The organism is Scandinavium tedordense, from assembly GCF_024764965.1.
Lineage (GTDB): Bacteria > Pseudomonadota > Gammaproteobacteria > Enterobacterales > Enterobacteriaceae > Scandinavium > Scandinavium tedordense.
The window spans coordinates 87,726-103,137 of sequence record NZ_JALIGG010000053.1; the positions used below are offsets into that span (position 1 = coordinate 87,726).

At 53.5% G+C, this 15,412-nt stretch carries 10 protein-coding genes; 6 read left to right on the plus strand and 4 right to left on the minus strand.

Going from position 1 to position 15,412, the window contains the following annotated elements:
* Window positions 1-46 precede the first annotated feature (46 nt).
* The 4 genes from lpdA to pdhR all read right to left on the minus strand — a co-directional run bounded on the left by lpdA (window position 47) and on the right by pdhR (window position 7,153).
* Complete coding sequence (lpdA, locus tag MUU46_RS08120) at window positions 47-1,471, minus strand: dihydrolipoyl dehydrogenase (protein ID WP_159761264.1); 1,425 nt, start codon at window positions 1,469-1,471, stop codon at window positions 47-49.
* Window positions 1,472-1,674: 203 nt separating this feature from the next.
* Window positions 1,675-3,552, minus strand: a complete 1,878-nt coding sequence (aceF, locus tag MUU46_RS08125) for a pyruvate dehydrogenase complex dihydrolipoyllysine-residue acetyltransferase (RefSeq protein WP_258965268.1) — start codon at window positions 3,550-3,552, stop codon at window positions 1,675-1,677.
* 14 nt (window positions 3,553-3,566) lie between these two features.
* Window positions 3,567-6,230: a pyruvate dehydrogenase (acetyl-transferring), homodimeric type gene (aceE, locus tag MUU46_RS08130; RefSeq protein WP_258965269.1), complete on the minus strand. Its 2,664-nt coding sequence runs from the start codon at window positions 6,228-6,230 to the stop codon at window positions 3,567-3,569.
* A gap of 158 nt (window positions 6,231-6,388) precedes the next feature.
* Window positions 6,389-7,153 (minus strand): pyruvate dehydrogenase complex transcriptional repressor PdhR, encoded by a 765-nt coding sequence (pdhR, locus tag MUU46_RS08135; protein ID WP_110510788.1) that lies wholly within the window; start codon window positions 7,151-7,153, stop codon window positions 6,389-6,391.
* 560 nt (window positions 7,154-7,713) lie between these two features.
* On the opposite strand from pdhR, the gene aroP reads away from it, so the two are divergent.
* The 6 genes from aroP to MUU46_RS08165 all read left to right on the plus strand — a co-directional run bounded on the left by aroP (window position 7,714) and on the right by MUU46_RS08165 (window position 15,371).
* Complete coding sequence (aroP, locus tag MUU46_RS08140) at window positions 7,714-9,081, plus strand: aromatic amino acid transporter AroP (RefSeq protein WP_159761099.1); 1,368 nt, start codon at window positions 7,714-7,716, stop codon at window positions 9,079-9,081.
* A 104-nt stretch (window positions 9,082-9,185) separates the two neighbouring features.
* Window positions 9,186-10,226, plus strand: a complete 1,041-nt coding sequence (locus MUU46_RS08145; RefSeq protein ID WP_258965270.1) for a LacI family DNA-binding transcriptional regulator — start codon at window positions 9,186-9,188, stop codon at window positions 10,224-10,226.
* Between the two features lie 152 nt (window positions 10,227-10,378).
* A complete protein-coding gene (locus MUU46_RS08150) occupies window positions 10,379-11,449 on the plus strand; it encodes an SIS domain-containing protein (protein WP_258965271.1) in 1,071 nt (356 codons plus the stop codon).
* A 39-nt stretch (window positions 11,450-11,488) separates the two neighbouring features.
* Window positions 11,489-12,856, plus strand: coding sequence for a PTS transporter subunit EIIC (locus MUU46_RS08155; RefSeq protein ID WP_258965272.1), 1,368 nt, complete (start codon window positions 11,489-11,491; stop codon window positions 12,854-12,856).
* A 164-nt stretch (window positions 12,857-13,020) separates the two neighbouring features.
* Window positions 13,021-14,424, plus strand: a complete 1,404-nt coding sequence (locus tag MUU46_RS08160; protein WP_159761091.1) for a glycoside-pentoside-hexuronide (GPH):cation symporter — start codon at window positions 13,021-13,023, stop codon at window positions 14,422-14,424.
* Window positions 14,421-15,371, plus strand: coding sequence for a glycoside hydrolase family 43 protein (locus MUU46_RS08165; RefSeq protein ID WP_159761089.1), 951 nt, complete (start codon window positions 14,421-14,423; stop codon window positions 15,369-15,371). Before MUU46_RS08160 ends, MUU46_RS08165 begins: the two co-directional genes overlap by 4 nt.
* The last annotated feature ends 41 nt before the right edge of the window (window positions 15,372-15,412 follow it).

Below are 15,412 nucleotides of genomic sequence, written 5' to 3' on the forward strand. Positions count from 1 at the left end.
AGCATAAAAAAAGCGGCCCTCAGGCCGCTTATTACATTCAGAAATCTTATTTCTTTTTCGCTTTCGGGTTCGGCAGGTCGGTAATGCTACCTTCGAACACTTCTGCCGCCAGGCCAACGGACTCGTGCAGAGTCGGGTGAGCGTGGATAGTCAGAGCGATGTCTTCTGCATCACAGCCCATTTCGATAGCCAGACCGATTTCACCCAGCAGCTCGCCGCCGTTGGTACCGACAATCGCACCACCGATAACACGGTGAGTTTCTTTGTCGAAAATCAGTTTGGTCATACCGTCTGCGCAATCGGAAGCGATAGCACGGCCAGAAGCAGCCCACGGGAAGGTGGAGGTTTCGTAGCTGATGCCTTTCTCTTTCGCTTCTTTCTCCGTCAGACCAACCCAGGCAACTTCTGGCTCAGTATAGGCGATAGATGGAATCACTTTCGGGTCGAAGTAGTGCTTCATGCCCGCGATAACTTCAGCGGCAACGTGACCTTCATGAACACCTTTGTGTGCCAGCATTGGCTGACCGACGATATCGCCGATAGCAAAGATGTGAGGGACGTTAGTACGCAGCTGCTTGTCAACACGGATGAAACCACGGTCGTCCACTTCCACGCCAGCTTTGCCCGCGTCGAGGTTTTTACCGTTCGGTACACGGCCGATAGCGACCAGCACGGCGTCATAGCGCTGTGCTTCAGCAGGCGCTTTTTTGCCTTCCATGGAAACGTAAATACCGTCTTCTTTCGCTTCAACGGCAGTTACTTTGGTTTCCAGCATCAGGTTGAATTTCTTGCTGATGCGCTTGGTGAAGACTTTAACGACGTCTTTATCGGCAGCCGGGATAACCTGGTCGAACATTTCAACCACGTCAATCTCTGAACCCAGAGAGTGATACACCGTACCCATTTCCAGACCGATGATACCGCCACCCATGACCAGCAGGCGTTTTGGTACGGTTTTCAGTTCCAGGGCATCGGTGGAGTCCCACACGCGCGGATCTTCATGCGGAATGAACGGCAGTTCGATCGGACGGGAACCCGCCGCGATGATCGCATTGTCGAAGTTGATAACGGTTTTGCCGTTTTCGCCTTCCACTTCCAGCGTGTTCGCACCGGTGAATTTACCCAGACCGTTTACCACTTTTACTTTACGACCTTTGGCCATGCCAGCGAGGCCACCGGTCAGCTGAGTGATAACTTTTTCTTTCCAGGTACGAATTTTGTCGATATCCGTTTTCGGCTCACCGAAGACGATACCGTGTTCAGCCAGCGCTTTCGCTTCTTCGATAACTTTCGCGACGTGCAGCAGCGCTTTAGAAGGGATACAGCCGACGTTCAGACAAACACCACCGAGGGTGCTGTAACGCTCGACGATGACGGTTTCCAGACCTAAATCAGCGCAACGGAAGGCAGCGGAGTAACCTGCCGGGCCTGCCCCAAGTACGACGACCTGAGTTTTGATTTCAGTACTCATCATGACCTCTGTTATTTATTCCCGACGATCCCTGGTCTTACTTCGCCCATTGCCACCGGGATGTTCTATCCGCCCGTATTTTACAAAATTGTTAACAATTTTGAAACAACAAACGGCAAACGAATTGTCTTTTTGCGACGATAACCTCATGGTGCGTAATGAGATTACCAGAAAAAAGCCGGCCGATTGGCCGGCTTTTTCGCTTACATCACCAGGCGGCGAATGTCAGCCAGGGTGTTGTTGATGATGGTAATGAAGCGAGCACCATCAGCACCATCGATGACACGGTGGTCGAAGGAAAGAGACATAGGCATCATCAGACGCGGTACGAACTCTTTACCATTCCACACCGGCTCCATCGCCGACTTGGACACACCGAGTATGGCCACTTCTGGCGCATTCACGATTGGCGCGAAGTGAGTCGTCCCGATCCCGCCGAGGCTGGAGATGGTGAAACAACCGCCCTGCATTTCGCCAGCGGTCAGCTTGCCATCACGGGCTTTCTTGGAGATAGCCATCAGTTCGCGAGACAGTTCGGTGATGCTCTTCTTGTTCACATCTTTAAAGACCGGAACAACCAGACCGTTCGGGGTATCAACCGCGACGCCGACGTTGATGTATTTCTTCAGCGTCAGTTTCTGGCCATCTTCAGACAGAGAGCTGTTGAAACGTGGCATCTGCTCAAGTGCAGTTGCAACTGCTTTCATGATGAACACCACTGGGGTGAACTTCACGTCCAGCTTGCGCTTAGCCGCTTCTTCGTTCTGCTGTTTACGGAACGCTTCCAGATCAGTGATATCGGTTTTGTCGAAGTGGGTAACGTGCGGGATCATCACCCAGTTGCGGCTCAGGTTAGCACCAGAGATTTTCTGGATGCGGCCCATTTCCACTTCTTCGATTTCGCCGAACTTGCTGAAGTCCACTTTCGGCCATGGCAGCATGCCTGGCAGACCACCACCGCTTGCGGCAGCAGGTGCTGACTCAGCGCGTTTCACTGCGTCTTTCACGTAAGCCTGAACGTCTTCGCGCAGGATACGGCCTTTACGACCGGAACCTTTCACTTTTGCCAGGTTAACGCCGAATTCGCGTGCCAGACGACGGATAAGCGGAGTCGCGTGAACGTAAGCGTCGTTCTCAGCAAACTCTGATTTGCCTTCTGCTTTCGCAGCCGGGGCTGCTTTAGCCGGTGCCGGAGCGGCGGCCGCTGGTGCAGCAGCCGGAGCCGCAGCAGGTGCTGCGCCTTCCACTTCGAAGACCATGATCAGAGAGCCGGTAGACACTTTGTCGCCGGTGCTGATTTTGATTTCTTTTACGGTACCTGCGAACGGAGCCGGAACTTCCATTGAAGCCTTGTCACCTTCTACGGTGATCAGTGACTGTTCAGCGGCAACTTTGTCGCCCACTTTCACCATCACTTCGGTTACTTCAACTTCGTCACCGCCGATGTCCGGTACGTTAACGTCTTTTGCGCCAGTCGCAGCAGGAGCCGCTGCAGCAGCCGGAGCTGCAGACTGTGCCGGAGCGGCAGCAGGTGCAGCACCCGCCACTTCGAAGACCATAATCAGGGAGCCGGTAGACACTTTGTCGCCGGTGTTGATTTTGATCTCTTTCACAGTGCCTGCGAACGGTGCCGGAACTTCCATTGAGGCTTTGTCGCCTTCAACGGTGATCAGAGACTGCTCAGCGGCAACGGTGTCGCCCACTTTGACCAGGATTTCGGTGACTTCAACTTCGTCGTCGCCGATATCCGGTACGTTAACGTCTTTTGCCGCAGCCGCAGCTGGGGCAGCAGCAGGTGCCGCTTCTGTCTTCTCTTCTGCCTTGGCAGGTGCAGCAGCTGCTGCACCGTCGGCGGAATCGAAAATCATGATCAGTTTACCGGTCTCAGTTTTGTCACCGACAGAGACTTTGATCTCTTTGACGATGCCAGCCTGCGGAGACGGAACTTCCATAGAGGCTTTATCGCCTTCTACGGTGATCAGCGACTGTTCAACTTCAACTTTGTCGCCTGGTTTGACCAGGATCTCGGTGATTTCAACTTCATCAGCCCCGATGTCCGGCACATTGATTTCGATAGCCATTATTCTCTTACCTCTTACGCCAGACGCGGGTTAACTTTATCTGCATCGATGTTGAACTTGGTGATCGCTTCCGCTACCACTTTCTTGTCGATTTCACCACGTTTGGCCAGTTCGCCCAAGGCTGCAACAACCACATAAGAAGCATCAACTTCGAAGTGGTGACGCAGGTTTTCACGGCTGTCGGAGCGACCAAAGCCGTCGGTACCCAGTACGCGGTAATCATCAGCCGGTACATAAGTACGAACCTGTTCAGCAAACAGTTTCATATAGTCAGTCGATGCAACTGCCGGTGCGTCGTTCATCACCTGAGCGATGTACGGAACGCGCGGAGTTTCCATCGGGTGCAGCATGTTCCAGCGTTCACAGTCCTGACCGTCACGGGCCAGTTCAGTGAAGGAGGTGACGGAGTACACGTCAGAGCCCACGCCGTAGTCGTTGGCCAGGATCTGCGCTGCTTCACGGACGTGACGCAGGATAGAACCGGAGCCCAGCAGCTGAACTTTACCTTTGTTACCCGCAACGGTTTCGAGTTTGTAGATACCTTTACGGATACCTTCCTCGGCGCCTTCCGGCATCGCCGGCATGTGGTAGTTTTCGTTCAGCGTGGTGATGTAATAGAACACGTTCTCTTGCGCTTCACCGTACATGCGAACCAGACCGTCATGCATGATGACAGCAACTTCGTACGCGTAAGACGGATCATAAGAGATACAGTTCGGGATAGTCAGAGACTGAATATGGCTGTGACCATCTTCGTGCTGCAGACCTTCACCGTTAAGGGTTGTACGACCGGAAGTACCACCGACCAGGAAGCCACGAGCCTGCTGATCGCCTGCCTGCCAGCACAGGTCACCGATACGCTGGAAACCGAACATGGAGTAGTAGATGTAGAACGGGATCATTGGCAGGTTGTTGGTGCTGTAAGATGTCGCAGCCGCCAACCAGGATGCGCCGGCACCCAGTTCGTTGATACCTTCCTGCAGGATCTGACCTTTCTCGTCTTCTTTGTAATACGCTACCTGCTCACGGTCCTGCGGGGTGTACTGCTGACCATTGGAGCTGTAGATACCAATCTGACGGAACAGACCTTCCATACCGAAGGTACGCGCTTCATCGGCGAGGATTGGAACCAGGCGCTCTTTGATAGACGGGTTCTTCAGCATCACGTTCAGGGCACGAACGAAAGCGATGGTGGTAGAGATCTCTTTGTTCTGCTCTTCCAGCAGCGGAGAGAAGTCTGCCAGCGCAGGCATTTCCAGTTTCTCGGAGAAGTTCACCTGGCGGCTTGGCAGGTAGCCATGCAGCTTCTGACGCTGTGCGTGCAGGTAGGTGTGTTCTTCAGAACCTTCAGCGAAGGTGACGTACGGCAGTTTTTCGATGTCAGCATCGGTAACCGGTACGTTGAAACGATCGCGGACGTAACGAACGCCGTCCATGTTCATTTTCTTCACCTGGTGAGCGATGTTTTTGCCTTCGGCAGTTTCGCCCATGCCATAACCTTTAACGGTATGTGCAAGGATGACAGTCGCTTTACCTTTGGTGTCCTGCGCGTTTTTCAGTGCAGCGTAGACTTTCTTCGGATCGTGACCACCACGGTTCAGCGCCCAGATCTGCTCATCAGTCCAGTCTGCAACCAGTGCGGCGGTTTCAGGATATTTACCGAAGAAGTGCTCACGTACGTAAGCGCCGTTTTTGGATTTGAAGGTCTGGTAGTCGCCATCAACGGTTTCGTTCATCAGCTGAATCAGCTTGCCGCTGGTGTCTTGACGCAGCAGCTCATCCCAACGACCGCCCCACATGACTTTCACCACGTTCCAGCCAGCACCGCTGAAGATGCCTTCCAGTTCGTTAACGATTTTACCGTTACCGGTGACCGGGCCATCCAGGCGCTGGAGGTTACAGTTGATGATGAAGCACAGGTTGTCCAGCTTGTCGCGGGTTGCGATGGTGATAGCACCCTTGGATTCTGGTTCGTCCATCTCGCCGTCACCCAGGAAGGCGTAAACAGTCTGCTTAGAGGTATCTTTCAGGCCACGGTGTTCCAGATATTTCAGGAACTTAGCCTGGTAAATAGCACCGATTGGGCCCAGACCCATGGAAACGGTCGGGAACTGCCAGAATTCTGGCATCAGTTTCGGGTGCGGGTAAGAAGACAGACCGTTACCGTGAACTTCCTGACGGAAGTTGTTCATCTGGTCTTCGGTCAGACGACCTTCAAGGAATGCACGTGCGTAAACGCCAGGAGAGATATGACCCTGGAAGTACACCAGGTCGCCGCCATCTTGCTCGTTGCGTGCACGGAAGAAGTGGTTGTAGCACACTTCATAAATGGTCGCAGAAGACTGGAAGGAGGACATATGGCCACCCAGTTCCAAATCTTTTTTGGATGCGCGCAGAACGGTCATGATCGCGTTCCAGCGGATAGCTGAACGGATGCGGCGTTCCAGATCCAGATCGCCCGGATATTCCGGCTCATCTTCAACGGCAATTGTATTCACATAATTGCTTGCCCCGGCTCCAGCTGCCACGCTCACACCGCCTTTGCGGGCTTCGGAAAGCAGCTGATCAATCAGATACTGAGCGCGCTCAACACCTTCTTCACGGATGACCGATTCGATCGCCTGTAGCCAGTCGCGAGTTTCGATCGGATCCACGTCATTTTGCAAACGGTCTGACATGGGGGGTATTCCTTATCTATCTAATAACGTTGATTAGTCTGGAACCTGTCCCATTGCGTTTTCTGCCCTTCATATTTCAGGCAATGGAAAGCGCAATAAGACAGGTTCTGCGTTTAGTTGCCGCGCTCTAAAAACTGGCGCATAAAAATCAGATGATGCTAGTCCTTCCGTTGCTGTAGGCGGCGAAGCGAGCGGTCTCGACGACTTTGCTCTCGACTGCGGTCCAGCAAGATTTCCTCAATGAAGGCCAGGTGACGGTGCGACGCTTCTCGTGCCTGCTCCGGCTCTCTGGCCATTATCGCCTCGAAAACACGAGTGCGATGGCTGCTGACCAGCGGAAGCATTTCCCGACTGGCATACAGCAATTCAAAGTTCTGTCGAACGTTCTGCGCGAGCATAGGTTCCATGCAGCGTAGCAGATGGAGTAAGACCACATTATGGGCGGCTTCGGTGACGGCAATTTGATACTGGACGACAGCGCTGGATTCGGCATCAAGATCGCCGGACTGCTGAGCGACTTCAATCGCGCGGTGTAGCTCGCGGATGCGCGTACGATCTTCTTCGTTACTGCGTAAAGCAGCATAGTACGCGGCAATACCTTCCAGTGCGTGGCGGGTTTCCAGCAGATCAAATTGGGATTCAGGGTGGTCGGAGAGCAATTCTACCAGCGGATCGCTGAAGCTCTGCCAAAGGCTACTTTGAACAAAGGTACCGCCTCCCTGGCGACGAAGCAGAAGGCCCTTCGCTTCGAGACGTTGGATCGCCTCACGCAGAGAGGGTCGGGACACGTCGAACTGTTTTGCCAGTTCGCGTTCAGGCGGGAGTTTTTCACCGGGGCGCAGCGTCCCCTCAAGGATCAAAAACTCCAGCTGCTGCTCAATCACATCGGATAGTTTTGGTTGGCGGATTTTGCTGTAGGCCATGGTTCCCTGTCTCAAGCCATTTTACCCGGAGTCAATTGGTCTTACCAATTCATAGTTCGTGACGCTAAAGTAACAAAGTATTCACCTTCTGTCCATACAGGTTTTGATTGAAATCAGTAAACCCGGCACATTTTAACAACCTTACAGAAGACACGTTTCAGAATTGTAACTTTGCACAAATGTCGCGTTTACCTATAAAGGAGGAGATTTAACCTGGCGGAAACGAAAAAATGTGCAACCTGAACCGATTCAACACCACAAAAAATGCATTAACATTCATGTTCTCCCCGTAATGTCTAAATATCAGATTACCGATCTACTCCCTTCCCGCATTTACATTTGCTTTCTTTTTATGCAACTCGTCATCACCCCTTCATAAAGCAGGTGCATTCAGGCGCACTTACCACTATTCTCCCAACTGCGGAAGACTCTCGAATAACTTTCAGACCTCTGCTCTGTAAAAAATAATGTACAGGATATGGAAAGTTCATAACGACACGCGCTTAGAACCTCGGTTCTTATAAAAGCGTAGAGAAAACAATCAATCACGAGGTTTCATAATGGAAGGTCAACAGCAAGGCGAACAGCTGAAGCGCGGCCTTAAAAACCGCCACATTCAGCTGATTGCGCTGGGTGGAGCTATCGGAACGGGTCTGTTTCTGGGCAGCGCCTCCGTTATTCAATCCGCAGGACCGGGGATTATTCTCGGCTATGCGATAGCAGGTTTTGTGGCCTTTCTGATCATGCGTCAGTTAGGGGAAATGGTGGTAGAAGAGCCGGTTGCCGGTTCCTTCAGCCACTTTGCCTATAAGTACTGGGGCAACTTTGCCGGTTTCGCTTCCGGCTGGAACTACTGGGTGCTGTACGTGCTGGTCGCGATGGCAGAGCTGACGGCGGTCGGGAAGTACATCCAGTTCTGGTGGCCTGAAATCCCAACCTGGGCGTCAGCTGCGGTGTTCTTCGTGGCCATTAACCTCATCAATCTGACCAACGTTAAAGTGTTCGGGGAGATGGAGTTCTGGTTCGCGATTATCAAAGTGGTCGCAGTTGTAGCAATGATCCTGTTCGGCGGCTGGCTGCTGTTCAGCGGCAATGGCGGCCCACAGGCTACCGTGCGCAACCTCTGGGAGCAGGGCGGTTTCCTGCCGCATGGCATACATGGACTGGTGATGATGATGGCGATCATCATGTTCTCTTTCGGCGGCCTCGAGCTGGTCGGTATCACTGCCGCTGAAGCCGATGATCCGCAGAAAAGCATCCCGAAAGCCACCAACCAGGTTATCTACCGGATCCTTATCTTCTATGTGGGCTCGCTGGCGGTGCTGCTGTCGCTGATGCCGTGGACGCGCGTCACCTCAGACACCAGCCCGTTCGTGCTTATCTTCCACGAACTCGGTGACACCTTCGTGGCTAACGCCCTGAATGTAGTGGTGCTGACCGCCGCGCTGTCGGTGTATAACAGTTGCGTATACTGTAACAGTCGTATGCTGTTCGGCCTGTCGCAGCAAGGCAACGCCCCGAAAGCGCTGTCTAAAGTCGACAAACGTGGCGTGCCGGTTAACACCATTCTGGTTTCTGCGCTGTTCACCGCGCTGTGTGTGCTGATCAACTACCTGGCGCCGGAATCTGCATTTGGCCTGCTGATGGCGCTGGTTGTGTCTGCTCTGGTGATTAACTGGGCGATGATTAGCCTGGCGCACATCAAATTCCGCCGCGCGAAGAAACAGCAGGGCGTCGCCACGCGCTTCCCTGCCCTGTTCTATCCACTGGGGAACTGGATTTGCCTGTTTACCGTTGCCGCGGTGCTGGTCATCATGCTGATGACGCCGGGCATGGCCATCTCCGTCTATCTGATCCCGGTGTGGATTGTGATTCTGGGCATTGGCTACATGGTTAAACAGAAAGGGGCTAAAGCCGTCCGCGCTTAATCCCTTCACGCTCTGTACCTCATTGCGGGTACAGAGCGTTTCTCCCCCGCCCAAAAAGATGTACCATCCAGCGGTAACAGCCGACAAAAGGATGCGTGCGACCGATGAAAAAGAACCTGACGATCAAAGACATTGCCGAACTGGCGAACGTCTCCATCGCGACTGTTTCACGGGTGCTGAACAACAACAGCTGGGTGTCTGACAAGACGCGCGAGAAAGTACAAAAAGTCATCGACGATCACAATTTCAGCCCGAACCTGATGGCCCGCAGCATGATCTCCCGCAAGAGCATGACGCTGGCCGTTGTGGTTTCCGACATCACCAGCCCTTACTTCGCCACTCTGGTCGAACAGATTGAAAAATCCTGTTTGCAGGCGGGCTACAAAATCGTGCTGTTCGATACGCAATCCGCCAACAAGCGCACCGATTCAAGCCAGGTGATCGCCGAAGATCAGATTTTCAGCAGCATCATCGACAGCCAGCTCGACGGGGTGATTATCCTCGGCGGCAACATCGATTATCTGAAAATTCCAGAAGGCTATCTCGATGGTTTACAGAAACTTATTACCACGCTGCCGGTGATTGTGGTGGGGCGAAAACTGGCTCATTACGATTACACCTGCCTGCAGCGCGATCAGGTGAACTGCGTGAAAATGGTGACCAAATATTTGTTGGAGAAAGGTCATCGCGACATCGCGTTTATCGGCGGTTCGCCGGGCGTATACATGACAGGCCAGCGTGTCAGTGCCTTCCGCGATACCCTGCGACAGGCTGAGATCGACGCTGACAACGCGCATATCATCGAAACCAACTTCTACTCCCAGCACGGTTATGAGGCCATTTCGCGACTGCTGAAATCCGGGCGCGCCCTGCCCCAGGCGTTACTGGCGATCAACGACCGTGTGGCGATGGGTGCCATTCGCGCTCTCAAAGACAACGGCCTGAATGTGCCGAACGATATCGCCGTCGCCAGCTGTGAATACTTCCCCGGCAGCGAATATTATATTCCACGCCTGACTACCATCGATCATCAAAATAATGTGTTAGGGCAACAGGTTATCCGTCAAATGATGACCCTATTGCAGGACATGTTGCCTGACGCATCAGAGATAGTCCCCCAGCTCATTACCGGCGAATCTGCTTAATTCCTTCCCTCGACCTTGCCCGGTGGCACTGCGCTAACCGGGCCTGTAAATCGATCTAAATCACATACCTGAGATCATTAAATTGACCAATCATTTTCCCTGATCATATTTTACTGAAAACGTTTTCAGGTTTTTGACACAGAGAGGGCAAGATGAATCCGACTATGATGACTTACATCCACGAAGAACACGCGACATTGTCGCAAATCCTGAATAACTATCCGGCGTCAATCCCGGTAATCGAAGACGAGAATGAGTGGTTGCTACTGGCAACTGGATCAAGCGTCAACGCAGCGATCAGCGCCAAGTACTACATCGAAAGCCTGTCTGATGTGCGCGTAACTATCGCTGAGCCGTTCCACTATCAGCATTTCGAGAAGCATAATCCTGCCATTCGTACGGTAGTGGCGGTTTCGCAGAGCGGGGAAAGCACCTCTACCCTGCACGCCCTGACGGCACTGAAAAAACGCTATCCCGTGAAAACCGTCGGCGTAACCAGCAAACCGCAAAGTGAGCTGGCCAAAACGGCAGACACCTTTGTGCTGCTGGATATCGGCGAAGAGCGCGTGGGCTACGTGACCAAAGGCTACGTCGCCACCATTCTGACGCTAATGCTGATGGGCTTGCGTCACGCTCACGCCGTTGGGGCGATTGATGATGCGCGTGAGCTGCAAGAGCTGGCGACATTGCGCGAAGCCGTGAACGCAATCCCGGCCATCATCGACACCACCGAATCATTTTTCACCCGCTGGCAGGACAGTCTCATCGCCTCCCCACGCTTCACCAGCATCGGCTACGGCCCGGCGGTTGGCGTATGCATGGAAATGGCGACCAAATTCACCGAAACCGTGCGCGTGCCATCTCAGGGCATTGAAATGGAAGTGTTTATGCACGGCCCGTATTTCGAAATTAACCCGCAGCACCGGCTATTTTTCCTCGACGTGCCGAGCGTGGCCCGCGAGCGTCTGAACCTGCTGCGCCAGTACCAACAGCGCCACACCCAGTACGTTTACACCGTCATGCCGGGCAACAGCGATGACCCACATACGCTGGCGCTGAACGTCGATATGCCGGAAACCGTGCTGCCGCTGCTGATGATTATCCCGTTCCAGATCCTCGCTCATCACATCGCCGAGGGGAAAGGCAACAACCTGCCACAACGCATCTTTACCGACTTTGGCATTGCCGTGAAAAGTAAAACCAAACCTGGCGACTACGCCTGATTAGCCAACCGTACCCTCTGACTTATAAGGTGCTTCACCATGGCGACTTCATACTTACCCATAGCAGAGCAGATCCTCGCCGCCGTTGGCGGTAAGGAAAATGTGGTTCACGCCACTCATTGCGCCACCCGTCTGCGTCTGAACCTGAAAGACGACAGCAAAATCAATGAAGAGCAGCTGTACGCGCTGCCAGAAGTGGTGAAGCTGGTGAACAACGGCAGCCAGTTCCAGATTGTTATCGGCCCTAAAGTTGAGAACGTGTTCGCGGCGATGAGCCCAATCCTCTCGGACGGCAACGCGCCCGCCGCACAGCCTGCGCAAAAAAGCTCGTTGTTCAACCGGATGCTGGCAACGCTCTCCGCCATTTTCACGCCGTACATCGGCGTACTGGCGGGCGTCGGGGTGGTCAAAGGATTGGTCGTTTTGCTGCAAACGATGGATCTGATTTCCACCAAATCCTGGCTGTTCGTGGTGCTGAACGCGCTCTCAAGCGGGGTGTTCGTGATGCTGCCGCTGTTTATCGCCGTCACCGCATCCGATAAATTCAAAACCAATCGCTTTACCGCGCTAGCGCTGACCGCGGCGATGATCTTCCCGTTAACGGATGCCGCCACGCCAAACAGCATCGAGATTTTCCACCTCACCTTCCCGCTGAAAATCTATGGCGGCGCGGTGATCCCGGCAATTTTCGCGGTGTGGTTCCTGAGCTACGTCGAGCGCTGGTTTAAAAAAGTGGTTCCGGAAGTGGCCGCGCTGGTCTTCGTGCCGTGCCTGTCTCTGCTGGTGTGTGGTTTCGTTGTCTTCACGGTGATTGGCCCGATTGCCGACTACGTGGGGATGGGTATCGCCAACGGTTACACTTGGCTGTATAACCTGAGTCCGGTACTGTCCGGGGCGCTACTGGCCGGCATTGGCCAATTGTTTGTCGTGTTCGGCGTGCACTGGGGGATCATCCCGATAGCGCTCATCAATATGCAGGTCAACGGCTACGACACTGTAATGGCAATGTTTATGTCGGCGGTCATGGGCCAGTTTGGTGCGGCGTTCGGGGCCATCTTTATCGCCCGTAACCTGAAAGATAAACAGCTCGCGATTTCCGCCTCTATCTCCGCGTTTTTCGGCATCACCGAACCAGCGCTGTACGGCGTAAACCTGAAATATCGGATGCTATTTATCTTCGGCTGTATCGGCGCGGCAATGGGTGGTGCTATCACCGGCTTCCTGCGGGTTAAAACCTATAGCTTCTTGCCGGTGCTAAACGTCTTTGAGCTCGGTCTGTTCAGCGGCCCGGATTCGAAAGCCATTTACGAAGTGATTGCGATTGCAGTGGCCTTCAGCGTTCCGGCAATTCTCACCATTATCTACGGCAAGAGTCGCCTGCTGGTTCCCGCCACCGATTTACGCTAATTATCCACATGCTGTAGCGGCTGAAACCGCTACAGCAGCATGTTACCTTCCTCACACTTTCTTCTTCACAGCTCATTTATCCATATCAGCACCGCATTCCTGCAACGCAATATTGCCATCGTCCGTGAATAATCGACTGCATATCTCATGGCGAGGAAACGTCGATGGAAAACAACAAATTAACGGTTAAAGAAAAAATCGGCTATGGCATGGGCGACGCGGGATGCAACATCATCTTCGGCGCCATTATGTTGTTTGTTAACTACTTTTATACCGATATTTTTGGGCTCTCGCCTGCACTTGTCGGGGTATTACTGCTATCGATTCGCGTTATTGATGCGGTCACCGACCCGCTTATGGGCGCAATGGCGGACCGCACCCGCAGCAAATATGGCCGCTTCCGCCCTTGGCTGTTGTGGATTGCGTTCCCCTACGCGCTATTCAGCGTGATGATGTTCACCACCCCGGAATGGAGCTACAACAGCAAAGTTATCTATGCCTTCGTCACCTATTTCCTGCTGTCGATTACCTACACGGCAATCAACATTCCTTATTGCTCGCTCGGCAGCGTTATCACCAATGACCCAAAAGAACGCGTGGCGTGCCAGTCCTATCGTTTCGTGATGGTCGGCATCGCCACACTGCTGCTATCGCTGACGCTGCTGCCAATGGCCGACTGGTTTGGCGGCGATAACAAAGCCAAAGGCTACCAGATGGCGATGACCGTGTTGGCGTTTATCGGCATGTGTATGTTCCTGTTCTGTTTCGCAACCGTGCGCGAACGTGTACGTCCGGCGGTGCAAACCAATGATGAATTAAAGCGTGACCTGAAGGACGTGTGGAAAAACGATCAGTGGGTGCGCATTCTGCTGCTGACCCTGAGCAACGTCTGCCCTGGCTTTATCCGCATGGCAGCGACCATGTATTACGTTACCTGGGTGATGCAGCAAAGTACCCATTTCGCGACACTGTTTATCAGCCTCGGCGTCGTGGGTATGATGATTGGCAGTATGCTGGCGAAAGTACTGACCGACCGCTGGTGCAAGCTGCAAGTGTTCTTCTGGACCAACATCGTGCTGGCGATTTTCTCCTGTGCCTTCTATTTCTTCGACCCGCACGCCACGATGATGATAATGGTGCTCTACTTCCTGCTCAACATCCTGCATCAGATCCCATCCCCGCTGCACTGGTCGCTGATGGCGGACGTCGATGACTACGGCGAATGGAAAACGGGCAAACGCATCACCGGCATCAGCTTCTCAGGTAATCTGTTCTTCCTGAAAGTCGGGCTGGCGGTAGCGGGCGCGATGGTCGGCTTCCTGCTCTCCTGGTACGGTTACGATGCGGGTGCGAAAGCACAAAGCCCGGCAGCGCTGAACGGCATTGTCCTGCTGTTCAGCATCATTCCAGGCGTGGGCTATCTGATCACTGCTGGCGTGGTGCGCCTGCTGAAAGTGGATCGTGAAATGATGAAGAAGATTCAGTCCGACCTGGAAAAACGTCGCCAGAATTATCGTGAACTGAGTGACTATCAGCAACAGGCTGAACTGGTGAGGAAACCACAATGAGCCACTGGCTAAACCCATTTATTGAGCAGCGTGCGGACCCGTTTATCCTGCGCCATGACGGCCTGTATTACTTCATTGCCTCGGTGCCGGAATATGACCGGCTGGAAATTCGCCGCGCTGCTGATATCGACGGATTACGCACAGCCGAACCGGTGGTTGTGTGGCGCAAACCCGACACCGGCCCGATGAGCCAGCTCATCTGGGCGCCAGAACTGCACTGTATCGACGGCACCTGGGTTATCTATTTTGCCGCGACGCATACCCATGATTTGGATACGCTTGGAATGTTCCAGCACCGGATGTTCGCCCTGACCTGTGACGACGCCGATCCGCTGACGGGTATGTGGTGGGAGAAAGGCCAGGTGAAGACGCAGTTTGATACGTTTGCCCTCGACGCCACGACGTTTGAACATCAGGGAAAGCAGTGGTATCTGTGGGCGCAGAAGGCGCCGGATATCGCCGGAAACACCAATCTGTATCTGGCCGAACTGGAAAATCTGTGGACGATTAAGGGCAATCCGGTAATGCTCAGCAAACCGGAATTTGACTGGGAGTGTCGCGGTTTTCTGGTTAACGAAGGCCCGGCAGTGCTGGTTCATAACGACAAACTGTTCGTTAGTTATTCCGCCAGCGCCACCGATGAAAACTACTGCATGGGGCTGTTATGGATTGATATCGACGCCGACCCGATGCAGGCCAGCAACTGGCATAAATCAACGCAGCCGGTGTTCACTACCAGCTATGAAAACAAGCAGTACGGGCCGGGGCATAACAGCTTTACTCAAACCCCGAACGGTGACGATGTGCTGGTTTATCATGCCCGGAACTATACCGAAATCGAAGGTGACCCGCTGTACGATCCGAACCGTCATACCCGTTTGAAGCTTATCCACTGGAAAGAAAACGGGATGCCTGATTTCGGCATCCCGCATGCGGACTCTCTGTAAAAACAACGGCACGCTGTTATACCCAAATAATTAGAGTTGCA

What these genes read in the sequence shown, in the direction of transcription:
- MUU46_RS08145 (WP_258965270.1), top strand. Translation starts at nt 9,186, where the DNA reads ATGAAAAAGAACCTGACGATCAAAGACATTGCCGAACTGGCGAACGTC.
- pdhR (WP_110510788.1), bottom strand. Translation starts at nt 7,153, where the DNA reads ATGGCCTACAGCAAAATCCGCCAACCAAAACTATCCGATGTGATTGAG.
- MUU46_RS08150 (WP_258965271.1), top strand. Translation starts at nt 10,379, where the DNA reads ATGAATCCGACTATGATGACTTACATCCACGAAGAACACGCGACATTG.
- MUU46_RS08165 (WP_159761089.1), top strand. Translation starts at nt 14,421, where the DNA reads ATGAGCCACTGGCTAAACCCATTTATTGAGCAGCGTGCGGACCCGTTT.
- aceF (WP_258965268.1), bottom strand. Translation starts at nt 3,552, where the DNA reads ATGGCTATCGAAATCAATGTGCCGGACATCGGGGCTGATGAAGTTGAA.
- aroP (WP_159761099.1), top strand. Translation starts at nt 7,714, where the DNA reads ATGGAAGGTCAACAGCAAGGCGAACAGCTGAAGCGCGGCCTTAAAAAC.
- MUU46_RS08160 (WP_159761091.1), top strand. Translation starts at nt 13,021, where the DNA reads ATGGAAAACAACAAATTAACGGTTAAAGAAAAAATCGGCTATGGCATG.
- MUU46_RS08155 (WP_258965272.1), top strand. Translation starts at nt 11,489, where the DNA reads ATGGCGACTTCATACTTACCCATAGCAGAGCAGATCCTCGCCGCCGTT.
- lpdA (WP_159761264.1), bottom strand. Translation starts at nt 1,471, where the DNA reads ATGAGTACTGAAATCAAAACTCAGGTCGTCGTACTTGGGGCAGGCCCG.
- aceE (WP_258965269.1), bottom strand. Translation starts at nt 6,230, where the DNA reads ATGTCAGACCGTTTGCAAAATGACGTGGATCCGATCGAAACTCGCGAC.